Source organism: uncultured Methanobrevibacter sp. (genome assembly GCF_900314695.1).
Lineage (GTDB): Archaea > Methanobacteriota > Methanobacteria > Methanobacteriales > Methanobacteriaceae > Methanocatella.
Genome location: NZ_OMWD01000024.1, coordinates 1 through 24,497, shown reverse-complemented (window position 1 = coordinate 24,497; position 24,497 = coordinate 1). Strand labels below are relative to the sequence as shown.

At 32.7% G+C, this 24,497-nt stretch carries 32 protein-coding genes; 11 read left to right on the top strand and 21 right to left on the bottom strand.

The window, feature by feature from the left end:
• Positions 1-15: 15 nt before the first annotated feature.
• Both QZN45_RS08480 and QZN45_RS08475 read right to left on the bottom strand, forming a co-directional pair.
• Positions 16-783, bottom strand: a complete 768-nt coding sequence (locus QZN45_RS08480; RefSeq protein ID WP_292607107.1) for an FHA domain-containing protein — start codon at positions 781-783, stop codon at positions 16-18.
• A gap of 72 nt (positions 784-855) precedes the next feature.
• The gene (locus QZN45_RS08475; RefSeq protein ID WP_292880815.1) at positions 856-1,305 is read right to left on the bottom strand and encodes a hypothetical protein; all 450 of its coding nucleotides are present in this window, start codon (positions 1,303-1,305) and stop codon (positions 856-858) included.
• 74 nt (positions 1,306-1,379) lie between these two features.
• Between QZN45_RS08475 and QZN45_RS08470 the strand changes: the two genes are divergently transcribed.
• The gene (locus QZN45_RS08470; RefSeq protein ID WP_296799943.1) at positions 1,380-1,964 is read left to right on the top strand and encodes a hypothetical protein; all 585 of its coding nucleotides are present in this window, start codon (positions 1,380-1,382) and stop codon (positions 1,962-1,964) included.
• 110 nt (positions 1,965-2,074) lie between these two features.
• The gene (locus QZN45_RS08465) at positions 2,075-2,641 is read left to right on the top strand and encodes a hypothetical protein (RefSeq protein WP_292607966.1); all 567 of its coding nucleotides are present in this window, start codon (positions 2,075-2,077) and stop codon (positions 2,639-2,641) included.
• Between the two features lies 1 nt (position 2,642).
• Here QZN45_RS08465 and ung read toward each other — a convergent pair whose 3' ends face one another.
• From ung to QZN45_RS08450, 3 genes are all read right to left on the bottom strand, one after another.
• A complete protein-coding gene (gene ung / locus QZN45_RS08460) occupies positions 2,643-3,302 on the bottom strand; it encodes a uracil-DNA glycosylase (protein WP_292880809.1) in 660 nt (219 codons plus the stop codon).
• Positions 3,303-3,549: 247 nt separating this feature from the next.
• A complete protein-coding gene (locus QZN45_RS08455; RefSeq protein WP_292880806.1) occupies positions 3,550-4,020 on the bottom strand; it encodes a pyridoxamine 5'-phosphate oxidase family protein in 471 nt (156 codons plus the stop codon).
• A 27-nt stretch (positions 4,021-4,047) separates the two neighbouring features.
• The gene (locus tag QZN45_RS08450) at positions 4,048-4,422 is read right to left on the bottom strand and encodes a lipopolysaccharide assembly protein LapB (RefSeq protein WP_292607975.1); all 375 of its coding nucleotides are present in this window, start codon (positions 4,420-4,422) and stop codon (positions 4,048-4,050) included.
• Between the two features lie 144 nt (positions 4,423-4,566).
• Between QZN45_RS08450 and QZN45_RS08445 the strand changes: the two genes are divergently transcribed.
• The gene (locus QZN45_RS08445; RefSeq protein ID WP_292607978.1) at positions 4,567-5,214 is read left to right on the top strand and encodes a hypothetical protein; all 648 of its coding nucleotides are present in this window, start codon (positions 4,567-4,569) and stop codon (positions 5,212-5,214) included.
• Here the strand turns inward: QZN45_RS08445 and dtd are convergent.
• The 7 genes from dtd to QZN45_RS08410 all read right to left on the bottom strand — a co-directional run bounded on the left by dtd (position 5,211) and on the right by QZN45_RS08410 (position 12,046).
• On the bottom strand, positions 5,211-5,657 hold the full coding sequence (gene dtd / locus QZN45_RS08440; RefSeq protein ID WP_292607981.1) for a D-aminoacyl-tRNA deacylase: 447 nt from the start codon (positions 5,655-5,657) through the stop codon (positions 5,211-5,213). The genes QZN45_RS08445 and dtd overlap by 4 nt on opposite strands.
• Before the next feature lie 11 nt (positions 5,658-5,668).
• Positions 5,669-6,088, bottom strand: coding sequence for a hypothetical protein (locus QZN45_RS08435; protein ID WP_292607983.1), 420 nt, complete (start codon positions 6,086-6,088; stop codon positions 5,669-5,671).
• 6 nt (positions 6,089-6,094) lie between these two features.
• The gene (locus QZN45_RS08430) at positions 6,095-7,237 is read right to left on the bottom strand and encodes a toxic anion resistance protein (RefSeq protein ID WP_292607985.1); all 1,143 of its coding nucleotides are present in this window, start codon (positions 7,235-7,237) and stop codon (positions 6,095-6,097) included.
• Between the two features lie 27 nt (positions 7,238-7,264).
• Positions 7,265-7,852 (bottom strand): zinc ribbon domain-containing protein, encoded by a 588-nt coding sequence (locus QZN45_RS08425; protein WP_296812461.1) that lies wholly within the window; start codon positions 7,850-7,852, stop codon positions 7,265-7,267.
• 9 nt (positions 7,853-7,861) lie between these two features.
• Positions 7,862-8,764 carry a hypothetical protein gene (locus QZN45_RS08420; RefSeq protein ID WP_292880797.1) on the bottom strand — a complete coding sequence of 301 codons (903 nt, stop codon included), beginning with the start codon at positions 8,762-8,764 and terminating at the stop codon, positions 7,862-7,864.
• Between the two features lie 304 nt (positions 8,765-9,068).
• Complete coding sequence (locus tag QZN45_RS08415; protein WP_292608032.1) at positions 9,069-10,022, bottom strand: malate dehydrogenase; 954 nt, start codon at positions 10,020-10,022, stop codon at positions 9,069-9,071.
• A 167-nt stretch (positions 10,023-10,189) separates the two neighbouring features.
• Complete coding sequence (locus QZN45_RS08410) at positions 10,190-12,046, bottom strand: cysteine peptidase family C39 domain-containing protein (RefSeq protein WP_292607994.1); 1,857 nt, start codon at positions 12,044-12,046, stop codon at positions 10,190-10,192.
• Between the two features lie 120 nt (positions 12,047-12,166).
• Between QZN45_RS08410 and QZN45_RS08405 the strand changes: the two genes are divergently transcribed.
• A complete protein-coding gene (locus QZN45_RS08405) occupies positions 12,167-12,463 on the top strand; it encodes a putative quinol monooxygenase (RefSeq protein WP_292607997.1) in 297 nt (98 codons plus the stop codon).
• Here the strand turns inward: QZN45_RS08405 and QZN45_RS08400 are convergent.
• From QZN45_RS08400 to QZN45_RS08390, 3 genes are all read right to left on the bottom strand, one after another.
• Positions 12,458-12,877, bottom strand: coding sequence for an NUDIX domain-containing protein (locus QZN45_RS08400; RefSeq protein WP_292608035.1), 420 nt, complete (start codon positions 12,875-12,877; stop codon positions 12,458-12,460). The genes QZN45_RS08405 and QZN45_RS08400 overlap by 6 nt on opposite strands.
• A 44-nt stretch (positions 12,878-12,921) precedes the next feature.
• A complete protein-coding gene (locus tag QZN45_RS08395; protein ID WP_292608001.1) occupies positions 12,922-13,161 on the bottom strand; it encodes a ferredoxin family protein in 240 nt (79 codons plus the stop codon).
• A gap of 148 nt (positions 13,162-13,309) precedes the next feature.
• Complete coding sequence (locus QZN45_RS08390; protein ID WP_292608004.1) at positions 13,310-13,852, bottom strand: flavodoxin family protein; 543 nt, start codon at positions 13,850-13,852, stop codon at positions 13,310-13,312.
• Positions 13,853-14,057: 205 nt separating this feature from the next.
• Between QZN45_RS08390 and QZN45_RS08385 the strand changes: the two genes are divergently transcribed.
• The gene (locus QZN45_RS08385) at positions 14,058-14,606 is read left to right on the top strand and encodes a hypothetical protein (protein ID WP_292608007.1); all 549 of its coding nucleotides are present in this window, start codon (positions 14,058-14,060) and stop codon (positions 14,604-14,606) included.
• 54 nt (positions 14,607-14,660) lie between these two features.
• Positions 14,661-15,368, top strand: a complete 708-nt coding sequence (locus tag QZN45_RS08380; RefSeq protein WP_292608009.1) for a PD-(D/E)XK nuclease family protein — start codon at positions 14,661-14,663, stop codon at positions 15,366-15,368.
• Here QZN45_RS08380 and QZN45_RS08375 read toward each other — a convergent pair.
• Positions 15,365-16,801, bottom strand: coding sequence for a GNAT family N-acetyltransferase (locus QZN45_RS08375; protein ID WP_292608012.1), 1,437 nt, complete (start codon positions 16,799-16,801; stop codon positions 15,365-15,367). The genes QZN45_RS08380 and QZN45_RS08375 overlap by 4 nt on opposite strands.
• 186 nt (positions 16,802-16,987) lie before the next feature.
• Here QZN45_RS08375 and QZN45_RS08370 point away from each other — a divergent pair, with 186 nt between their 5' ends.
• From QZN45_RS08370 to QZN45_RS08360, 3 genes are all read left to right on the top strand, one after another.
• Complete coding sequence (locus tag QZN45_RS08370) at positions 16,988-17,932, top strand: ketopantoate reductase family protein (protein WP_292608014.1); 945 nt, start codon at positions 16,988-16,990, stop codon at positions 17,930-17,932.
• 207 nt (positions 17,933-18,139) lie between these two features.
• Positions 18,140-18,625: a hypothetical protein gene (locus tag QZN45_RS08365; RefSeq protein ID WP_292608016.1), complete on the top strand. Its 486-nt coding sequence runs from the start codon at positions 18,140-18,142 to the stop codon at positions 18,623-18,625.
• Positions 18,626-18,627: 2 nt separating this feature from the next.
• The gene (locus QZN45_RS08360) at positions 18,628-19,071 is read left to right on the top strand and encodes a hypothetical protein (protein WP_292608019.1); all 444 of its coding nucleotides are present in this window, start codon (positions 18,628-18,630) and stop codon (positions 19,069-19,071) included.
• A 12-nt stretch (positions 19,072-19,083) separates the two neighbouring features.
• Here the strand turns inward: QZN45_RS08360 and QZN45_RS08355 are convergent, their stop codons facing one another.
• Complete coding sequence (locus QZN45_RS08355; protein WP_292608021.1) at positions 19,084-19,359, bottom strand: hypothetical protein; 276 nt, start codon at positions 19,357-19,359, stop codon at positions 19,084-19,086.
• 5 nt (positions 19,360-19,364) lie between these two features.
• Positions 19,365-19,556 (bottom strand): hypothetical protein, encoded by a 192-nt coding sequence (locus tag QZN45_RS08350; RefSeq protein ID WP_292608024.1) that lies wholly within the window; start codon positions 19,554-19,556, stop codon positions 19,365-19,367.
• Positions 19,557-19,855: 299 nt separating this feature from the next.
• Between QZN45_RS08350 and msrA the strand changes: the two genes are divergently transcribed.
• Complete coding sequence (msrA, locus tag QZN45_RS08345) at positions 19,856-21,262, top strand: peptide-methionine (S)-S-oxide reductase MsrA (RefSeq protein WP_296812458.1); 1,407 nt, start codon at positions 19,856-19,858, stop codon at positions 21,260-21,262.
• On the opposite strand, the gene QZN45_RS08340 is transcribed toward msrA, so the two are convergent.
• Positions 21,259-22,233 (bottom strand): Mrp/NBP35 family ATP-binding protein, encoded by a 975-nt coding sequence (locus QZN45_RS08340; RefSeq protein WP_292608029.1) that lies wholly within the window; start codon positions 22,231-22,233, stop codon positions 21,259-21,261. The genes msrA and QZN45_RS08340 overlap by 4 nt on opposite strands.
• 25 nt (positions 22,234-22,258) lie before the next feature.
• On the bottom strand, positions 22,259-23,590 hold the full coding sequence (locus QZN45_RS08335) for an FAD-dependent oxidoreductase (protein ID WP_296812456.1): 1,332 nt from the start codon (positions 23,588-23,590) through the stop codon (positions 22,259-22,261).
• A gap of 75 nt (positions 23,591-23,665) precedes the next feature.
• Here QZN45_RS08335 and QZN45_RS08330 point away from each other — a divergent pair, with 75 nt between their 5' ends.
• A complete protein-coding gene (locus QZN45_RS08330; protein WP_296812454.1) occupies positions 23,666-24,292 on the top strand; it encodes a CatA-like O-acetyltransferase in 627 nt (208 codons plus the stop codon).
• 110 nt (positions 24,293-24,402) lie between these two features.
• Here the strand turns inward: QZN45_RS08330 and QZN45_RS11100 are convergent.
• Positions 24,403-24,497: zinc ribbon domain-containing protein (locus QZN45_RS11100; RefSeq protein ID WP_367241219.1), on the bottom strand; the 95-nt coding region annotated here is incomplete at its 5' end.

Genomic DNA, 24,497 nt, shown 5'->3' with positions numbered 1-24,497 from the left:
CAACATCACCAAATTCTAATAGGAAACGTGAATAACCGCTCCGCCATTTCCTCGGGATAATTTAATGAAAGAGTTATTTTTAACTTCAACAGCCTTATTGATTGGAATTTCAATATCTTTTATAAATGTTCCGTTTGAACTTCCACCATCAATAACATACCATTTGTCTTCCTTATTGAATACCTTTAAATGAGGTTTTGAAACATTTGAAACTGTTTCATATTCATTATCCAATAGAATAGTAGGAAGTTCGAAGTCTTCATCAGTGAAATTGCTTTTACGGCCTATTAATATACTTTCATCCTTGTGAACCTTGAATGTTTTGCCCTTATCCGGCCCATTGAATATTGTTATGATGCAATATCCATCCTCCAATCCAAGATTGATTTTGTGCAAATCAAAGAATGTCAAGATTTCATCAGAAAAGAATGAGATTTCCAAAAACAGATCTTCAAAAGCATTATCCTTCAGGGAATATCCATTGACATTTCTCTGTCCCACTTTATTGACTACCTCTTTTTTGACAGTGACTTCCTGAATCAGCTCAGATTCAACAAGTTGCTTCAGGTGTTGTCCCAGCATTTGAACTGTTATGGAAATGTTATACTTATTTAAAAGAATTGAATTTATTTCACGGGAATATAAGGGTTCCTTGCTGTTATCCCTTAAAATTTCCAGAATTGAAAATCTGACCTTATTGTTAATTGCGGCCAACTTCTTTGAGATGATATCACATTCAAAGGTGTCTATTATTACTGTATTTGTTAACTCCGAATCACTCATTCAAAACCCTCCAAGAGATGATTTATATTAGATATATTCTAAATATCTAATAAATCACATAAAGGAAAAGGTTTATTTTACAACACCTGATACAACAGATGGCTTAACATTATTTAACTTATTGAATTCCATGACATTGTTAAATGTATCCTCAAAAGAGCTTTCAGCACCAATTTTTTCCCAAGATTCTACAATAAAATATTTATTGTCAACTTTGATTATTTCACAGGTTCCTTGCTCTTTTAAAGGTTCATCAACGAAATTATAAGTTTGATTTTTTGATTTATTTACAGAATAACCGTATTTAGTATCATTTTTAAAGTAATCCTCACCACCGGATTTGGAAAATGGAACTACAGCCATACTTTGTTCTGCTTGACCTGTTGGACCGTATTTAATAAAAACTCCATCCCCAACATCTTTAAAATCACTGTTAAATTTAAAATCAGACACTTCCTGAGCTGATACAAACCCCATCAGGAATATAGTTAGAATTAAAAATATTGATAACCGTTTAAACATTATAGTCACCTAAAAGTATATATCCCAATCATATATAAATAATTTTTCAAAAAATTTAATTAATTTCACATTAAATGTATAATTTAGATAACATGGAAATTACAGCCCAAGAAATGAAAAGAACAATTCAAAAGATTTATCAAAGACTCGATGAGGTAACCCCTGTCGATTTTGATTGTGGGAAATTATGTGGTGAAGTATGCTGTGTTTATGATGCTGATGAAACACACACTGAAGAGCTTGTTTTATACTTACTTCCCGGTGAAGAGCTAATGTATGAAGACAGCCCTGATTTTGAGCTATACTATATGGATTCATCTGAAATCAGATATCCTCATTCATGGAAAGATAATATATATCTTGTCAAATGCAAAAATCCGCCAAGATGCGACAGGTCAATCAGACCGATTCAATGCAGAACATTTCCTTTAGTGCCACATATCTCCAAAAATGGAGAATTTCATCTTGTTTTAGATGAAACTGAATTTCCTTATGAATGTCCCATAATCCGGGATCATATAAAACTCAATGAGAACTTTATTAATGTCACTTATGAAATTTGGAAAATGCTTATTTCAAACCCGTTAGTTTATGATTTGGTTGATATGGACTCAAAAGACAGAGATAGGAGAACTACAAAATATAAAATAATGATTTAAATTACGATAATGAAATTGAACCTTAATAATAATTTCCCTACTTCTATTTAAATAATATCAAACACAGTATTAATATGCTTAAAAAAATCATGATTTTTATTTTTATTCTAATGTTTTTAATTAATGCAGTAAATGCACTTGATAGCTCCAATTGGACTGAAGCTATTGTGGGATATGAGGAGTTCAAGATTCCTCCGGAATACAAAAATCCATATTCAAGCGACTTCAATATGTACGAATTCGATGAGGACATAGACGTTTTCACAATAAGATATGTCAATCCAAGAATAATGGATTTGTATGGATATTTTCTGGAACACAACAGCCAAATCAAAAAAGTCAATGTTGAAGGCCACGATGCAATCCACTTCATGACATATGACCGCAATGACGGAGCAAACAATTCCAAGTTATGGTTCTCAGCAGGTGATGAGTTCTATTATATCGCATGGAGAGGCAGCGACATAACACCAACAATTAAAGAAGTGGTGAAAAGTGCAAACAAGTCAAATTACAACAAGACAGAGTTCTATTCCATTCTCAATAATGAATATAACAACTATAAGGTTGTAAATGCAATTGAATCTCAAAGATATGATTACCCTCAAAATGACAAGGGACATCATTCCTTTGTATCTGTTGGAAGCAATGGTATTAACTTTGGAGTTATGAGCTAAATCATAATCTCCAATTTATTTCTTTTAGATTATTCTGCTTTAAAAATTCATTAGCTTTTATAAAATGATTTGAACCGAAAAATCCACGTCTTGCAGAAAAAGGCGAAGGATGAGACGTTATCAAAACCAGATGATTTGGATTTTTTATCAATTCCTTTTTCTTTTCAGCCTGTTTTCCCCAAAGCATAAATACTATAGGTTGTGTTTGACAGTCCAATAGTTTTATCACATTATCTGTAAAAATTTGCCATCCACATTTGCTGTGGGAGTTTGCATTACCCTCTTCGACTGTCAAAACTGTATTGAGTAAAAATACACCCTGGTTTGCCCATGATTCCAAACATCCTGATTCGGGAATGGGATAATCATATTCTGCATTGATTTCTTTAAAGATGTTGTTGAGTGATCTTGGTTTTGGACGGCCAGAGGGTGTTGAAAATGCAAGTCCATGGGCCTGTCCCTTTTCATGATAAGGGTCCTGACCTAAAATAACAACTTTAACCTCGTTCAATGGTGTTAATTTAAATGCGTTGAATATCTCATCATATGGAGGGTAAATTGTCTTTGTTTCGTATTCTTTATTGATGAAATCATTAATTTTTAAAAAATAGTCCTTTTCAAATTCTTCCTTTAGTGCCAAATCCCAATCATTGCCTATCATAAGAATTATTTTATTGATTGAAATATATTATTTTTTTCTTTAGGCATACCAAAATATTTATATACTATAGTTGATAATTTATTAATTGTAATAAAAATTTAGGTTTACCTAAAAATCTGATTTTTCATTACTACTCCGATTGATTAAATTAGGCTAAGATATTTTTCTAATTTAATTAAAACATATGACTACTCTCACGAAATTAAATATGTCCCACCATATTTAATTTCACTCCAAAATACATATCCTATTTTTCCCGAACAATTTTTCCAGAGATATGATCTATAGTAATTTCAAAAACCTCAGTTTTATCAAGCAATCTATCAATTTCACGTACGGTTTCTTCATGAGTTGGGAAAAACTTGTCTCCAAGGTAAGTCAACCTATCGATTTTTTCTTTTTTATCAGCAATGGTTTTAATTTTTCCAAAGATTATGACACTTCTGAAGGTATACCACCAGCTATCCTCCTTTTTAACGCCAGAATCCATCACACAATATGATACCTTATCATGCTTTTTAATTGCATCATTCTTATGGCCTTCCATAGCCCCATGAAAATAGATTTTCCCATCAACAAATACATGACTCATAGGTAATGCATAAGGATAGTCATTATCCCCCAAAAGCGCTAAAACACCTCTAGGTTCATTTGCCAATATTTCAATACACTCCTCTTCAGATAGCTCTTGTTTGTGTCTTCTCATTTTTCGAAACATAATACCACATCCAAAAAGACCTGAAGTTTAACTGATTTCCTTCAATCTTTTCATCAAATCATTTTTACTGGATCTGTCAACATTTTGAATAGCTTTCTTTAGGATATCCCTTTCACTTTCCTCATCATCCTGTTTGCGGTAAATGTCAGCCAATCCATTATATGCTTCAAGATTTTCAGGCATTATGACTAAAACTTTTTTATACAATTCTATAGCTTTGCTTTCATCAGAATTTTTAGCTTCTTTCAATAACTTTGTAACGTCTTTAATAGAAGCAATATTTTTATCAACTTTCTTTGAATCGTCTGAATTGATTTTATCTAATTTATCAAAAATTTCATTGGCTTCATCCTTATCAAAATTAGAACCGAATTCACGATTGCTCTTGTTATTTTCTACCATGTTAATTAATTTGAATTATTAATTTAAAAAGATTTTTAAGATATGCTATCGAAAATATTCATGACAATGAAACTTTTTTAAACAATGCGAATTAATCATAATCCATGATATTTCATATTAGATTATATTACAGAGTTGATTAGAATGGCAGAAGAGCTAAAAATGGAAACAAAATGTTATGATGCTAATGAATACGGCTATCTTTATGGTCTGAATCAAAGAATTCCTGATGAAGAATTTGAAAAGGTAAAACCATACATGAGAGACTTTAGAAGAAAAGATTTCGTTGATGGCATTATCAAAGTTACCGGAAGACCTGAAGGATACAGATGCCTTGAAAAAGATGTTAGCAAAGTAGAAGAAATTCTTGGAATTGAAAATACACTACAAAAAAGACAGGACAAAATAAAAAAGGCCTTTGCAGACCCTATTGCTAAAGTAAACCTTAAGGATAATGCATACAATTGGCTAAATACCCTATTCAAAAAGACTGGAACCCATCCTAAACAGAACCTGTCAAGACTGGCGCTTCACTCAACCAAAATCTATGACCCTGACGACAGCTTCAAAAAAGGAGCAAAAAATGGTGAAGGAGTATTGTTCATCTACACCCCTCACGGAATGTGGTATATAATTAATAATTGCGGTGAAAACAGCGATACATCACTTAATAATGTTGAATCCAATTCAGGCGGAGCAATTGGATATAGATTGATGTATGATGATACTGTAGACACATTAATCAGGATTTACACTGAAGAAAATGAATATACTGGGGAAAAATTATATTAATCCTCATCAAATTCCTTTTCAAGCAATATTGTTACAGGACCGTCATTCAACAAATCGACTTTCATATATGCGCCGAAAACACCTGTTTCAACATCAACATGTTGCCTGCATTGTTCGGTGAAATAGTCAAACAGTTCAGTTGCCTTATCTGGATTTAATGCCTTATGAAATGAAGGTCTGTTCTTTTTGGTTGAAGCATATAATGTAAACTGGGGAACAAGCAACAGTTTAGCACCAATATCCATTACTGACTTGTTCATTCTTCCGTTTTCATCCTTAAAAATTCTTAATTTCACCAGTTTTTTGGCCAGATAGTCAGCTTCTTTAACAGTGTCATTTTGGCCAAATCCTACCAAAACCATCAAACCCTTTTCAATTTCACCTACAATATCTCCATCAACTTCTACACTGGAGTTGGTGACTCTTTGAACTATCAGTTTCATTAAATTTCTCCTTAAAGTATTGCTACAAATGCAAAGATTATAAAAATAAAAATGACACAAATACAGCATGCCCCTAGGCTGGAATCCTCTTTTGCTTTTCCCATAGGTGTGGAAGTTACCTTGGTTACGACAGGATTTTCATCCATATCATAAATGTCAACAAGCTTTATGGCAACCATTATTGACCTTATCAAGGCTATGAATGCTGCCAAAAGTAAAATCCATCCATAATATATAATCATTGAAGAGGAGGAATATATTGCAGATGCCACTAAATAGAAAAACCATGGCAATTCATAGGTAATTCCTTCCAAAATCCAGTTTTTGTTGTTGAATTTCATCCCAATGTATATAAACCCAACTCCTGGAAACAGGAATGTGAAAGGGAAAATTACCCACCATGATTTTTTAATCTTTTCAAATGCATTCATAATAATCTATTGTAAACGGTTATTGTTGTTTGTTTCAATTTTTTCAACTACTTTTTGGCCATCTTTAGCCATATCACTGAACATATCAATTGTTTCTTTCATTTTTGGAAGTGCTTGTTCTTTATAATTGCTAACATCTTCAATAGCTGCAATAGCTTCAGAAAAGGCTGCTTTAAGTACCTCCGGAGAAATCATTGTCTCAGCACTTTGCTTTTGGATTTGGCTTCCTTGCTCTCTTAGCATGTGTGAAGTGGTTTCAATAATGTCACTGGTAGTTTCATTCAATATCTGAATCTTATCCATTACAATTTTCTGATCATATAATGCGCGTGCAACCATAACTCCAGTTCTTAGAGCAGATACTGTTACGTTTTTAGCCCGGTTAACTCCACGAATCAATTCCTTATTGTTTCTTCTAATTACATTTAATGATACTATTCCCTGTTGGTTTACAACTATCATCTGTTGCATATCCATTATTCTCTGCCTTAATGGGAATAGAACCTCTTCTTTGACAAAGGCAATTTTTTCAGGGTCCACGCCCTCAATTTCCGCCTGTTGTATTTGCAATTCAATGGATTCATCCATCTTTTTACCAAGCTCAATATCGGCCAATAATTTATTTGTAACTTCTCTAAGGTTATTTTCCTCATTCAATATGGTTACATTGTCATTTTGCAATACCTTGCTGCTGTGGTCAAGTGATTCAACAATATTTGAAATGGAATTTTCCGCCTTTTCATATTTGGCGAAGTATTTGCGAACAGGATTCATGAGATTTCCAAGAACACCTTTCTTTGTGAAATCCACTTTACTTGGATCCAAATCCTTCATCTGCCTGTCAAGTTCGGAGAGTTTTTCACCAATATTTTCAGCATCCTGACCTCCTTTGTTAATATCTACAAATCTGGTAGCAAGAAGCTCATTTCTTTGGGAGGATCTTGAAATATCATCCATACCAAAGTTTTCCAATGGTCTTAAAATACTTTCTCTTTCTGAAGGATTATTTAAATCAGCTTCAAATATTGCCACAGCATTTTCATCAGCCTGGTTTTTAATATTTGAATTTTCCAATTTTTCTTCTTCCTGTTTCAGTGTAGTTTCAACATCTTTCTTAATTTCATCAACATCAAGTGAAAATTCCGCCATTTTATCACCTTATTTTGTTTGATTATCTTAAAAATTAAATTTATTTTTATCAACTTTTGTAGAACATTCCTTAATAACTTTGTCCTCTTTCAGTATTTCTACTTTAACTGAATCAATATCCATATGCTTGTATGAAGTATGATAACCAACAGATATTGCATAATTGGTATCATAATAAACGTTGGCTAAGCTATCCATCTCATGACCAATATCAGTATTGTTCTCATCAAGATATGTAACTTTTACAATATAGTCTTTTTGATTTGATGGAACCTTTTGGAACAGCACTTCTGTCCAAAAGAAGTAATTTTTATTTTCTTTGCTATAATAACCGTTAACATCACTTATAGTAAATGAAAATTCGCTGGCTTCCTTGGCCATTTCGCTATCAACGCTCTGATTGTTACTATTACTGCCATTTCCACCCATTGAAAATATCAGGATTCCTCCGGCAATAAGTACGACAAAAATTAAAACCAAAAAGATTTTACCATTTGAAAATACCCTAGATTCTTCTTTGCCACTCTCATTATTATCCAAATGATATCCGCATGCAAGGCAAAATTTGGATTCATCAGGCACTTCCTTTCCACATTTAGGACATTTTTTTGTCATTTTAATCATCTATTTGTAATCTTTAACAGAATCTATTAAATTTTCCATGTCATCTACCAAATTTTTAACATCATCATCGGATTTATCATCGGAACTTATATTTATCACAAGCTCATTGGTTAAATCTTCAATTTGGTCTATAATTGATTTCAATGTATTGATTTTATTTTCTAGTTCATTTTTAACTCTTGGAGTGTCTTCAACGGCTAATTGAGTTATATTGAGAGCACTTTCAGCTTCATGATAAAACAAGTCATGAGATTTATCAATGATTGTCATGAACCGTTCATAAGTTATTTGTGGAGGCTCAAAGCGTTTTTCAATTAGTTTCCTGACGGCACTCTCTTTTGAATCGTATGATGCTTTCAAATCTTCAATTTCATCAGCATATTTTTTGAGTGATTCCAAACCTTCAGATTCATGATTTTCCTGAGTGCTGCCTATAGTCGAAAATCCAGACTTTTTAACTTGTTTTTTGGCACTTTTATCAACATACTGCTTTAAATTAAATATGTAGTAAAGATAAAGCAACGGCAGTATGGCTAAAATCAAAACAAAAAACATCAATGATTTATTTCCACCATATACAACCGGAATTGCAATGCAAATTAAAATTGTATAATAAAATCCGATAATCCATGGAAGAGAATCATAAATCAGCATCACATCAGAATTGTTTCCAACGCCCCTTCTGAGTCTGACCTTAGCGGCTTCCTTTGAGTTTGGAGCATACTCCAAGATTTCATCATCACTTAAAATATTGCTGTCCGGTTCAATGACATATTGCAACTTAGAAAAAGTTTCAACGCCTTTTATCTCATTTCCATGACTGTCATAAACCTTGTAATCATCATATTTCAAAGGAGACTTCAATCTATTAATTTCAACCGTTTTGGAATTATCATTAACCATTTCTTATTCTCCAAAGTCATTATATAAGAATATATAATTTTTAATGTTTTTAAACATTTGTTTTTAAGTTGTTAATATAATTAAAATAATTAAAAAAAAGGAGATGAATCATTTTTTAAATTCACCTAAAAAATTCATTTTTTCACCACTTTTAAGCATATCTATGATATTAGGCAGTTTTTGAGAAAAATGCATCCCCAAAAAAGTTGTGGGCATTTTACAGGAATCCTACATTAACTCCAATGATGAATCCTAAACCATTTTCAAAAACGATGAAAAAACCAAATGCTAATGAGAATGACCATTACCAATCATTATCAAGAGCTTGTAAAACTTCATAGGTGGTTTCTTTTACTATTCGACATGCTTCATGAAATTTATTCTTTTCATAATCATTCATATGAATCGGAACAATCATGGCTATTCCCTTTTTTGATAAAACAACAGGAACGCCTAAAGAAACATCATATACGTCTTCAATTTCACCATCAAGATATGTGCTCACAGTCAAGATTTTATGGCTATCAGTGATTATTGTTGAAATTAAATTTGAAATAGCAAATGACGGACCATATTCAGTTGCACCCTTTTTGCTGATAATGGTATTTCCAGCATTTTTTAAACGATTAAGCAATCTTTTGACATCAACATCTACAGATTTGACAAAATACTTTAATGGAATACCCCCAATTGTTGTTGAACTCAAAAGAGGAACCATATGATCACCATGCTCACCAATGACCCTTGTATGTACCTCAGAACTGTTAATGTTTATGAATTGGGAGAAATATGCTTTTAATCTTAATGAATCCAAGTGGTTTCCAATTCCAATAACCTTTTTGCGGTCAAATCCGGAATATTTTAAAGCGACAGTAGTCATTATATCAACAGGGTTTGTTGCAATTAAAATAATGGCATCAGGAGCATGAATAGCAATTTGTTCCGAGTAATTTTTTACAATTTTTGCATTTGGAATTGCCAAATCACGTCTGTTCATTCCTTCCTGCCTTGGAATTCCTGCAGTAATCAACACAATTGCAGAATCCTTGATATCATTAAAATCAGATGTAGGAGTGAGCTCGCAATCAATATCTTCAGCTGCCAATGCATCATACATATCAAATGTTTCGCCTTTCGCCTTATCAACACTTTGAGGCCTTGCAAACATAACAATTTCATCAACTGTATCAGCTCTTGCCAAGGTAAATGCTACGTTTTTACCTATTACTCCAGTTGATCCTAAAATACTTACTTTCACCATGGTTATATTTATTGTTCTTCGAGTTTATAAAAATTTTGAAAAATAATTCCAAACTTCGCATATAATAACAAATTGTTAAACAATACACAAAACTGATAAAATTTTTATAAAAAATTACCATAAATGGAAATAAATATAATTAAAAATGAAAAAGATTCATGAAATTAACTTACAACTTCATGAATATTGTGAGCAGCCCAATTTGGAGCCATGCTTGAATAATACGAATTGATTTGATTTTGAACATTTTTGCTTAACTTATAATTTAGCCGAACAATCAAACCATCATCATAATTCTTGTAATATCTGGTTTTCATATATTCAACAGTAAGCCATTTGGAAGGAATATCATCATAACTTCCATAGGAATTGCTTACCAAAACCTTCTTGCCGTCTTTACTGATATCCAATATAGCTACATAATGGTGTTTAGCATGAAATACTACAGCACATCCACCTTTTTTAAGTTCATTCAATGCTTTTGAAAAAGAATTCCTATAAAACAAAGTGCAAATAAAATTTTCTTTTTCCAAAGCTTTAACCATACCTGAACAGGTAGTTCCATCTGCCCGTGTTGTTCCCGAATGTTTGGCAAGGTATGATTCGCACAGATAATTCTTTAAAACCTGACTGCACATGCTGCAGGAAGTCGGTCCGCAGGTATAAGACGTATCCTGCCAGTCCCTTATTTCTGGATATGAATAGGATTTGCCTTTCAGAGATACAGTAATGGAACCCGGCCAGTAGCCATGCTTATTTGCATCAACAAGCTTTTGATTAATAGCCTTTTCAATCACGTTCCATTTTTCTCTTTTGATTAAATGATTGGTTTTCGGATGAGATTTTGTTTTAAAGAAAGTGTATTTTGTCAATTTATTGTTTAAGAACAGACAATAGCTATCCCTTTTTAAAACTTCCCTATATTGTGCCTTGGTAAGCGTGTATGTTCCGCTTCCATCAGCCCAAACAAAGTTTCCAGGCATCACATCAATATCTGGAACTCCATTTCTCAATGGAATTGCCTCTTTTAATGGATCTTTAACATTTCCATTAAAGCATCTTATAATTTTTGAAGTGTAATACTTGCCAAAACTAGCCGTAATTTTATATTTGCCGACACTCATTTTAGGTTTAATGACAACAATACCTTCTGAATTGGTTTTTTTAGAAAATCTTTTATTTCCTATTGTGATTTTGATGGTTTTTTTCCAGATTTTAGACTTTGTAGCATCATTCAGATATACCCTTACAAAACCGCCAGTAAGCAATCGGGAATTGCCTATCTTAATTGAAGTAAATTGATTTACATAAAAACTGATTTTTTTAGATGATGCCTTGTAATATCTGTCGCCGTCAAATTTGCATCTCAATGTAATTATCTTAGATGAAGATTTAATCTTTAAGGCAATCCGGCCATTTTTATCTGTTTTTCTTGAAAATGTTTTCCCATTTACCTTAACGCTTACCTTTTTAGATGCAACTCCATTATCTTTCCCATCTTTCAAATATGCATAAAAGTAATTGTTATTCAAAACGAAATTAGAATATTTCTTAATGCTTGTCGATAATTTTGACACAGTAATTTTGAATGTTTTGGAAAAGGATGTGAAATTGTCATCTTCACCAACAGAGATTTTCAAATTATAATTCCCTGCAGGAAGATTAATGTTCAATACCATAATACCTTTTGAATTTGTTGATAATTTATAGTCCTTATTGTTTATTGATGCTTTAAAACTTTTAAAAGGCAAAGCTGTTCCGTTGCAATCTTTTAAATCAATTTTCAGAGTATCTTTACTTTTTACTTTAGTTGAATCAATTGAAATTACCGGATGTGATTTTTGTGAAATGTTATCCGAATCAAGTGATGAATTATCCTTTAGTATTGGCACTTCAACACTGGATTCATTAGTCACATCATCCGCTGTTAATTCTGTCTGGTTGACATCATTTGCATATGCAACATTAATTGAAATTAATAGAAAAACTAAAATAAAAATCAATTTGGATTTCAATTTCATAATTCACAATTATTATTTAAACAAATTCATAATTAATAAAAGTAATCCAAAAATCATTTCAAAATTTTTAAGTAATATGAAATTATAATTATATTCTATCAAAAAAAGGAGCGTGTAACAATGGATTTCATTGTTGTTTTAGCTAAAGTATATCCAAAAAATGGTTGTAAAGACAGTATTATTGAAATTTCAGAAGAGTTAATAGAAAAGACTCGTGAAGAAGATGGAAATATTGAATATCAACTATTAATGTCTTTAAATGACAATACATTAACCTTTGTTGAAAAATGGGAAACTTTAGATGACCTAAAAAAACATATGGCATCCCCACATTTCCAATCATTTGGTGAAGAAACCAAAGATTTTGTTGAAAAAACAGATATTCAAGTTATAGGTGCTGAAGAGCTTAACCTATAATACCTTATTTTTTTTAAATGCATTCATTGCAGCTTTTGACAGCAGATTTTCATCAATCATCCTGCATACTTCATCTTTTGAAAACCATCCATATTCGTCGTGTTCTTCGCTTATTTTTACTTCATCGCTTTTGGAAGTTACTTTCATGATAAGCTGAATTGATTTGATTTGCTCATTGGTCTTGCAGGCAGTATAGTTATTTTGAATTGTATTATAAAGAGATTCTATTGTAATTTCAAGTCCTGTTTCTTCCAAATATTCGCGCCTTAATGCATCATCAAAAAATTCTCCTTTTTTGACTTTGCCGCCTGGAATTTCCCATCTGTTTGCATCATGACTTGATTTTGATCTGACTTTTAAAAGTAAAATTTTTCCATTTACTTCACATATTCCCCTTACTGTCAATCCCCACATATCCTTCACAATAACACATCCAAATAGATATTTAAAAACAATGTTTAATTTACTGTAATGCAGTCGTTTGGACATATTGCCATGCAGACTTTGCAGTTTCTACAGACCTGATGGTCACGAACGCAACATGTTTCATCGACCAACATAAACACATTGTTTGAACAAGCTATCACACACTTTTCGCAGCCGTCACAACTGCCTATGTCAATGTCAATGTGTGATTCATCAACTTTTTCTTCTTTTTTATCTTTTTTATTTCTCTTAAAAAGTGAACCTAAACCCATATAAACTACCTTAGATTACAATATTTTATTTTTAGATTCTGAAATTTAACTGCAAATGCTTTTCACAAAACTCTGGAATTTTTATCCCAAAGCAAATCGAAAAAAATAGTGAAAAAGATTGGAAAAAAATCCAATCTACATCTTTAAATTAAAATTTTAAACCTAATTCATAAGCTTCTTTTAATTTATCTTCCTGTTCGGTAGCTACGATACCGGCAGGACCTGCACTACCAGCATCCACATGGCCGATTACTTCGTAGCCCATAAATGTGAATGGTGAGAATTTTGTAAGTTCAATGTAGTCTGCATAAGTTCCTTCAGGCTGATTTTCAGTGAATATCAATGCAGCTTTACCGGATAAGCTTTTATCAGGATTTTGTCCAATGCTGTAGAAACGGTCAATGATTAGTTTACCTTGAGCAGTCATTTGACCATAATAAATTGGTGTTGCAAAGATTACGCCGTCAGCAGCAACCAAATCATCCAATATTTTGTTACCGTCATCTGCACGAACGCATTCAGGATTTTCAGCACAGTACATGCATGCTTTACATGGTGCAATGTCTTCTTTTTCCAAGTAATATTTAACTACTTCTCCACCGTTTTCTTCAATACCCTTAATCATTTCATCCATTAATACATCACAATTTCCACCTTTACGCGGACTTGCTTGAAGTGCTACAATTTTCATTTTATTACTCTCCGATTTTTTAAGTGAATACTCTCATGTCACTTGTTATTAAATTTTGTTGAAACTTATTAAAAATAGTTTTGACAATATCCAATTGACTTGCTCAAATCCTCATGTCAAATAGTTCAAATGATGAAAAAATGCATTATCATAAACCACTTTGTTTTAACTTAATTATATATAGTTAAAAATCAAATAATTTAGTATGGACAGTATGAAAAAACTTTATGCTTTACTTATCATTTTAATTGTTATTTATGTTGGCATTAATGTAGGTGCCAATGGCTTAAATATTCTTAATTCAAATGATAACACTACCACCACTGTTGATGCTGGTAATAAAGACGTTAAACTTGGTGACAGTAGCTTTTCCAAAATAGGCAACTTTACAGATTCCAAAGTTAACGATACTGCTATTAGATTAGTTGACAATAGAACAGGAGTGAGCATTTTAGTTGAGCAAATCGACAGTTCGCTTAATTTGAATGATACTTATAACAGCCTAATTAGTCAAGGAACATACTCCTCCAATCAAGAGATTAATCAAAATGGAGTACCGGCATATTTCTTATACAAAGAAAGTGGTGAAGGCTACGATTCTGACATCTATTTTGCTAAAAACAATCAGAATTACAAGATTAGTGGAACCAACGTTACTTATGACAACAGTGAGTATTTCATTAATTCCTGTAAAAACATTATTGATACCATCGGTGGCTCTTCAAGCAATGATGGTAAAATTAGCAGATGGTAAAATTTTAATTAAGAGAGTTTTTTACTCTCAAAAAACTTTTTTTTAAGTGTTACTATGAAATTATCTAAATCAAAAGTAAATTCTTATCTCAAGTGTCCTTTGGAGTTCAAATTTCAGTATATTGATGAAATTGAAATGCCTCAAAACCAATATATGGCACTTGGAAGCGATGTTCATCAGGTAGCCGAAAAGTTCACAGAAAAGTTCGGCGATAACATAAGCGATATCGACACAAGAAACGAGCTTATAAAGATTGCCTATGATTTAGATATCGGATATGACTTAACTGAGCATATTGACAACTTAAGCATATTTTTTAATGAAGTCTTTGTTGAAAACAATTATAAGCTATACTCCAATGAAGAATATCTTCTTGATGAAAAAAACAGGTTTTCAGGAATTTGTGATATTATTCTAGAAGATGAAAATGGAGGCCTTGTCATTATTGATTATAAAACATCCAAATCAAGTTCATTTTCTAAATACCGCCTGGAGCTATGCTACTATAAGCTGCTTGTTGAAAACGTCTACGGAAGAAATGTTTCAAGTGTTGGAATATTTTTTACAAAAAACGGAAAATTGAGACTGCTGGATGTTTGCAATGAAGACAATAAACGCAAATATCTAAACCAAAGTGAAATCAATCATGCAATTGATACATTGCATGAAGTTAGAGAAAAAATAAATGACGGAAAGTTTCCCGCCAGAAGGCAGTTTCTATGCAGATACTGCACATACAGGAAACTTTGCGATGAATATTAGAGGTAATTTTTAATCTCTGAAATTATTTCCTGGACATCCTGATCATCGCTAAATTGATTTAAATAGTTCAAACATATCTCGATTCCACTTAAATCAGAGTTTTTGTAGAAATACCTTTCAAAATCAGTGTAATCAATACAGCTCATATCAAATTCTTCATAGTAATTGAGAGGATGGTTCAAGATAAATTCATAGCCTTCCTCAGTTATTTCACCATTGAAATAATTGTTTTCTTCCAGGAATCCATTAAGTTTTTCCCAAGTTATGTTATAGGTATTTTCAATTGTACGGACAGCATATTCAAACTCGATTCCATCATCAATCAATTTCAGAAACTTGTATGCAACATATCTAATGTCTTCTTTAAAATCGCCGCTTGGAGTTTTTATGTTATCCATCAGGCTATCGAACATATTCTCACTGTCATAATTCAGATTTATCCCACAGAAATGGCAAAACCTGTCATGATCATCAATTGGCATGTCACAGTAGGGACATGTATCTGAGTGGGATTTAATAGTTGCTTCAGATGGTTTTTCAAACAGATATGCCAGTCTAATCAATAATGATTCATTCAATATCATTCCGGCCTCGTATTCCTCTTTTATCTGATTTTTGATTTCCAAAGCCTTTTGACGGGTTACATGAGCATCATCAATCAACGATTCTATATAATGGGAGAACTCATCACCCTCACCTATGACTTCTTCCAATGTGTAGGTCTTAAGGTTAAGGTTTTCTTCAAGTTCAATGACAGCATCTATAAAGTCATCATCATGTTTCAGGAACAGTTCCCTGATATTTTCAAAGTACCCATCATCCATTTGGCTTCTCTTTTCCAAACAGTCATAATGCATAATATCATAATTCAGAGGGCCACTGTATGCAACGTGTGACTTTTCCAAATCCAGAAAATGAATACTTGCACATATATTTAAATCATAAAAATGGGTAGCCAGCTCCTCGGAGGAATCATATTCAATATTTGACAGGACATGGGCTCCAGGCACGATAAACTCAATGGAACTTGCAGCGATATTGTCGGTGATTTTTTTTGCAAATCCATACCTAATCAAAAGCTCAACGACCAGTCTTGTTGGCTCGACAATGCTTGGCTTGTTCTGCTCTTTCATAGTCTTTTCAAGTTCTTCAAAAAACAGCCCGTTTCCTCTGAATTGGGGAAGGACATAAATGTTATTTAAAGCGGAAGTCATGAAGTGCCTTGAATAGTCATATGTGCAGAATCCAACCACCTTGTTATCAAAAACCAGTTCCTTGAACAGGCTGCATGTTGGATTTTTAATTGAAAAGTCTTCATTTTTCATGGACTCGACAATATAATCATAGTTTTCATCCAATATTTCAGAAACATCCAAAGTGTTTTCAGTCAGATATATCCTTTGGGTATTATTTTCACGCTGCAAATAATTCATGATAATGCCTCTTTAATTAATAGATATATAATAAATTCATTATATTTAAATTAATCTATTTTTGTATTATTTTTAGGTTAATAAAATAATAATTATTTAATTTATCCAAAATCAAGAATTTTAAATGTATTTATCTTTTAGATTTGCCTAAAAAGTATTTCAATGATGAAAAGCAAATCAGATATTATGAAGATTTTATTAATAGGTGCAGGAGGAGTTGGCATAGGCCTTGCAGCTTCAGTCGCATCACAGGGAGCAGAAGTTTCAATCTTTGCACGTGACAAAACTGCCACTGCAATTAAAGAAAATGGAATAAAAAGATGCGGATTGTTCACACATTATGAAATTAAGGACATCCCAGTCTATGAAAAATACTCAGAAATTCCAAAAAATACCTTTGACTATATTTTCATAGCAACAAAAACAACATCAAATAGAGAAGTTGCTGAAAACCTAAATAACCACAAGGAAATTCTTAAGGACACAGGCAAAATAATCATTTTCCAGAATGGATTTGGAAATGATGAAGCGTATCTTGAATACTTCCCTGAAGATAAGGTTTTTTCGGCAAGGATCATTACAGGATTCAGAAGGCATGAAAGACACATAAGTGAGGTTACCGTTTATACCGAACCCATTTTGCTTGGATCGCTTCAGCATGAAAATCCAAATTCCCTAAAGGATATAGCAGATATGATTACAGCATCCGGAATCAAATGTGAGATTACGCATGAAGTCGACAGATACCTGTGGGCAAAAATGATTTACAACTGTGCCCTAAATCCTTTGGGCGCAATATTGAATGTGAACTATGGAAAATTAACTGAAAATGAATATTCAAAAGAAATAATGGATAAAATCATTGATGAAATCTTTGAAGTCATTAAATTATCTGGTTATTCAACCCTTTGGAATAGTTCAAAAGAGTATAAGGACATTTTTTACTCCAAACTTGTCCCTGATACCTATGAACATTTCTCATCAACCCATCAGGACATTCAAAGAAAAATCAGAACAGAGATTGACTCGTTAAACGGCAAAGTCATTGAGCTTGGTGAGAAAAATAATGTTGATGTTTCAACAAATAAAATTATCTATAACCTAATCAAAAGTATTGAAAGTGATTTTTAATATCTATTGAGAAACTAAAACTTTATATAGGTTGAAATTATAAATAGTATTGTTCATATTGTTATATACTATTTTTTTATAATATGAACAATGGTGATGGTTGAAATGAGCATTCGTTTGTATTCCTTTAGTGGTGTTTAGGAAGAGAATGTTCATTTGTTTTTAAAGACTTTTTTTAACGATTATTAATTAATTAGGTGGATTATTATGAGTGAACTTAAACAATTAGTAGAAAAATTTATAGAACTTGACGATGAGTTGAATGTAAAAATAGAAAAGGAATTGGAAAATTCAGAAGAACTTCCTGAATCTTTTGAAGATGACAACAAAGAACAGATTGAAGAGCTTGGTGAAATATACCATGAAATTGAACACCAAGTATTCCATGAAGAGTTCATCATCGTTTCAAATGCTTTGAGTGAAGAAAAGGAAGTAGTTGCACTAATTGTCAGTGAAGAAGACGAAGATGAAGAATTCGTCATTCCTGTTTATACCGATGAAAAAGAAGCCGAAGAAGCTATTGCTGTTTTTAAAGAACAATTCGGTGAAAATGAATTTGAATGTGATAAAAAAGTTGGAAGTGAAATTTTAGCTGATTACTCTGATGATGAAGGATTCATTGGTCTTGCAGTTAACGCACCACAATGGGACTTTGTTATTGGCAGCGAAGATGTTCACGATTGCTGTGAATAAGTATGACTCCTAAAGATTACGAAGACTATCAGAAAAATAATGTAAAAGCTTCCAAAAGTCAGCTTAAGGATTATATTCAGATCTATGCTGACATGGCAAAAAAATTGAAAGATGAAAATTCAATAGAGCTTGATGCAATAAAAAACAACATCAAAGACACATATCCCAAAGAGATTTACTTTACATTAATCGATAAAAAAAATGAATTTGTAAAATTAATGCTGAGTGATACAAGCAATGAATATATCATTCCTATCTTTACAGACATCAGAGAATACGCTTTGGGAAGTTCAAAAATATCAGAATTGTTTTTAGACAATCTTGAGATGAAAGTCCTGACACCTGAAGACATTGCAAAAATAGCTGAAGAGGATGAATATTTCCAGGGCTTTGTTATCAATCCCCATTCTCAAAACTTTAACATGGGAAGAAACGGAGAAATTTAAAAAAAGAAGAGATTATTCATCCAAATCTTCTTCTGTCTCATCTTCCTCGACAACATCATCCTTATAGTATTTGTACCTATAAGACATTTTAAAGCCGTTAATAACTTCTCTTTTAGGCCTTCTTTTACGTTTTACAACAGGAGCATGGGAAGTTCTATATTCTTCCTGATGAGGTTTAGCCTGATTTTTGTTTTCACGATAATATAGTGAATTTCTATGACGAGAATGTGGTGACTTATACATTCTTTTTCTTAAAAGTCGTCTGTTGCTACTAACACGTCTTAACACTAAAATCACTTACGATTTCTATTTTTAGTTGCTGATTTATCTAAAGTAGCTTGAATTTCATCGATTCTTTCAACTACTACTTTAATAGCTTGTTCTCCTTGACGAGTAGGATTTATACCTTGTTCTACAAGTAATGCATCCCTAATATCTCTTAATCTATCAATTGAATCAATTTTCATTATTGTACTGTAAAACATTAGAATTCCTCCAATCTATATTATTAATTTGACTGTTATTTTGAACTACCTCAACTTTATAGAAGTTGAGGATTCTTACTTCACGGGCTGTATACTCTAATGAGTATAGGATTACCGTGCTATCCCCCTCGTCCCGAAGGTTCAGACATATTCAATTAATATTGCTTTTTTAACTTGATTATCGTTGAAAAAGTTTAATTTAATTTTGTCAATATCATTTATTATTTTTTGTTATCATATTATTTAAATTTCATCAGAGAGCATTTGAAAAATAATGCCTCCCTTGGTGCAATTCATCCATGACTTATAGAATTCATGGTATTCTTGCACTAATTAGATTAAAAAGATTTTTGCCGGAATTTGAAATGCCAAGGTTTAAATATTTAACACATATAGTAATTAACATGTTTGAAAAATTACAGATTATATATTTGGCTGGAGGATGTTTTTGGGGTGTTGAAGCATTTGTTTCACGCTTGAAAGGAGTGAATCAAACAGAAGTGGGTTATGCAAATGGACACGACCTTGCACCAACATATGAAAAGGTTTGCAGTGGCAAGACAGGTCATGCGGAATGCGTCAAGGCCACATACAATCCAAAAATCATTGCCCTTGAGGAAATTTTGGAAAAGTTTTACATGATTATTAACCCCCACAGCATCAATCGCCAAGGTAATGATGTTGGAACACAATACAGAAGTGGGGTTTTCTGGCAAGAAGATTCACAAAGAGAATGTGTCCTGAAATTTTTTGCCAAAAAGCAGAATGATGATCCTAAAAAAATCGTTGTTAAAGTGGGTGCAATAAAAAGCTTTTATCCTGCAGAAAGCTATCATCAGAAATACCTTGAGAAAAACCCACAAGGCTATTGTCATGTTGATTTAAATTTAATAAATAATAAAGAATTCGACCACCTGACCCGTGAAGAGTATGAAATAACACAGCTTTCTATGACAGAACCACCATTTAGTGGAAAATATGATAACTTTTTTGAAGATGGTGTATATGTAGACGTAGTAAATGGTGAAATTCTATTCTCTTCTGAAGACAAATTCGATTCGGGATGTGGCTGGCCTGCATTTTCAAAGCCAATTTCAGAAGATGTGATAACAAAGAACAGGGACTTTTCCTATGGAACAACACGCATAGAAGTGAGAAGTGCAAAATCAAACTCACATCTGGGTCATCTGTTTCATGACGGACTAGGAGGATCTCCAAGATATTGCATCAACTCAGCAGCATTGAAATTCATACCAAAAGACAAAGTTGAAGATTATTTAAACAATGAAAAGAAAAAAATAGATACAATGAAAATCGAAGAAATAAAACATCCAGAGTTGAAAAATCATATAAATATGATTTACATGCATGGCGAAAACGAAAACCAGAAAGCCATTGAAAAAACTGAATCCGAAATTAAGGAATACATCAAAGACAAGGAATTTATCATTTCCATTGAAGATGGAGAAACAGTCAAAATTCCCTATGGTAATGACGGCAATTATCTTGTTCCTATCTTTACCGATGCTTTGGAATATAAAAATGGAATGCAATACTTCTCTTTAAACGTAATGGACGAAAACAAGGAATACGTCATAGACAAACTGGAAAAATACAATAAAAAATTAAAGGAAGATCCTAATTTCTTAGGATACATCGTAAATATAGCTCGTGTAAGTTATATAATCAACATTACACTGATTTAACAAAATTTCTCATTTATTTCTAAAACTATTTCCTTAAATCTTTTTGAAACTTCATCATCAGGATTTAATGTTGAAATAGTTGCATCTTCATTTGGTGAATTTGAAACTGCTTCTTCAATTGGCAAATCACCTAAATATTCAATTTCCATCTCTTCAGCAAACTTCTCACCATTGCCTTTGCCGAAAATATGCAATTTTTCACCGCAATGAGGACACATGTAATAAGCCATGTTTTCAACAAGACCGATTTTTTTGATGTTCATCATGCCAACCATCTTAACACATTTCAAAACATCTTCCTGAGATACGACATTAGGTGTTGTTACCATGATTACTGCATCTGCATCAGGAATAGTTTGCAATACTGTTAAAGGTTCATCACCAGTTCCTGGTGGGTTATCGATGATTAAATAATCAAGTTCGCCCCAATTACAGTCAGAAATCAATTGCTTGATTGCTCCTGTTTTTTGAGGACCTCTCCAGATGATTGGAGTATCCATGCTTTCAAGTAAAAATGCCATTGACATTACTTTCAAGCCGCTTGGCAATGTTACTGGAAACATTGTAGTATTGAATTCCTCTTTAATAGATTCAATATATTCTAATTTTTCTTCATCTGTTTCAAAATCTTTTTCTGCAAGTCTTGCTTCAGTGATTTCTTTGAATGTATCGAATTGGTTTTGACTGAATGCTTCACCGTATAATTCAAGACCTAACATTTTTGGAATGTTTGGTCCGTGAATATCTGCATCCAAAATACCGGTTTTAAAGCCTAGGCTTTGTAAAGTCTCAGCTATGTTAGCTGCAACAGTAGATTTTCCAACTCCTCCTTTTCCACTCATTACAACTATTTTATGTTTAATCTGACCAAGATTTTTTGCTATTCTCAATTCTTGTTCAATCATTTGTCTTTGTTGTTCAGGAGTCATTTGGCCTCCGTGACCATGATGACCGTGACCATGTTCAGGCATTAATATCATCTCCAAAATATTTTAATTAATTAAATTTTTTACTTACCTCTTCAACGGCAAGGATTAATGGGTCTGTAACCATTGATACAGGTGGCGCATAAGCAAATTCCATATTACTTAAATCAAAGCATGTCAAACCTTCAGTAATTGCCAAAGTCATTGTATCGATTCTTTCAGCAACTCTCTCTTCAGCAATGATTTGACAACCAATAATAGTTCCGTTTCCATCACATATAACTTTGATATCCATAGGTTTGGCATTAGGATAATAGCGAGCTCTTGTAAGTGCTTGTACCTTTTGTACAACAGGTCTGATTCTGTTTTGTTGAGCAAAACTTGTAGTGTATCCTACAGCACCAAATTCCAATTTTCCCACTTTTGAAACCATTGAATTTAAAACTGGATTGAATTTGGACTTTTTGCCACAAATGGTACGGGCCAATGTTTTAGATTCGCGGACTGCAGTTGTACCCAATTGAGAAATGGTATTTGAACCTAAAATCAAGTCTTTGGATTCAACACAATCCCCTACAGCATATACATCTTCAACAGAAGTTTCCATCCTGTCATTTACCAAGACAGCCCATCTTCCGATTTCACAGCCTGCCATGCGCGCCAAGTCAAGTTCCGCACGAACACCTGTAGCCATAATAACCATGTCTGCATCATAAAGATCCTCATCACCAAAGCATGCCTTTTCAACTTTTCCGTCACCTATCAATTTGGTAATCGGTTTTCCTAAAACCACATTGATACCTTCCATTTCAAGATACTTTACTAAAATGTCAGACATGTCCTTATCAAGGGATCTTGGTACAATTTGAGGCAACATTTCACTTAAAATAACATTCAAGCCTTGTTTTTTAAGGGCAAATGCAATTTCAATACCTATCAAACCTGCACCAGTTACAATAGCACTTTTGGCATCCTTCATTGCTTCCTGCACTTTAATACCATCGTCAATATTTCTGATTCTGAATACTCCATCAAGTTCCACCCCTTGCATTGGAGGGACGAACGGATTACCGCCAGTAGCTAAAACCAATTTGTCATAATCAATGACAGTTTTTTTGCCATCTTTTTCATAAGTAACAGTTTTTTTGTCACTGTCAACTTCAGTTACTTCCACTTCTGTAATTACGTCTATGTTCTTTTCCTTATAATCTTCAGGAGTTCTCATTACAATATCATCAAATGATTCGATTGTACCTGACAATACATAAGGAATGGCGCATGGTGAATATGCTACCTTATTGTCTCTTGTGAGAACTGTAATTTCTATATTTTGATCCAATTTGCGAATATTTGAAGCTGTTGAGATTCCTCCAGCTCCACCACCTACGATTACTACTTTCATTATAACAAACCCATTAAAGATTTATACAATATAATATATATTAAAAAATGATATAAAAAGATTAAGGTTTTTTAAATGAGGGAAATTGAATTTAATTTAGATGAAAATCCTTTTATTAATTTTCAATCAGCCAGATATTCAATGTCTGCAAGAGTTAATGTTGAAAAGCTGTGGAACTGGTGTCATGAAAATGGCAAATCATTTTTCATAATGAGCCTTGGATGTCTGATGAATGCAGTAAACTCTGTTGATGAACTTAAAAGAAGAATAATTGACAATAAAGCAGTTGAATTTAATTATTTGGATGGTGTAACCCCAATAATGAATGAAGATGAAGGAATTTACTGTGAAATGAAAGTAAAAACTCCACAGGAATTTGAAAACATTATCCAATGGCATGATTATGTTAAAGACTTATCAACGGATATTTTAAGCGGCAAAAGTGAAAGCTTTTTCATTGAAATGGAGAAAAGGGATTTGACAAACATTGCCAATTTTTCATGCATTCCATGGGTTGATTTTGACATGATAACAAATTGTACTGTTGAAGGAAAAGCTATCCAGCCCCTAATCACATGGGGGAAAGTAAATGAAAACTTTGAAATGAGCGTTTCAATTACAGTAAGTCACATATTCGTAAATGGTCGAGAGCTCGGATACTTCTATGAGAATGCACAAAGGGAATTTAACAATATTGAATAGTTAATCACCGTTTAAATATAGGCAATAACTTGAACCACCCCATCCTATAGAGGATGAGGATTCCTGAATTATTTTCACTTAATAATGGTTAATTTAAGTATTTTAGCAGGCTAATCCCCGTTGAACCAGCGGTTTAGAATATTAATTGCTGCGTTTATATCCCTATCAAGTATTTTTTCGCATTTTTGACATTTCCAGTTGCGTG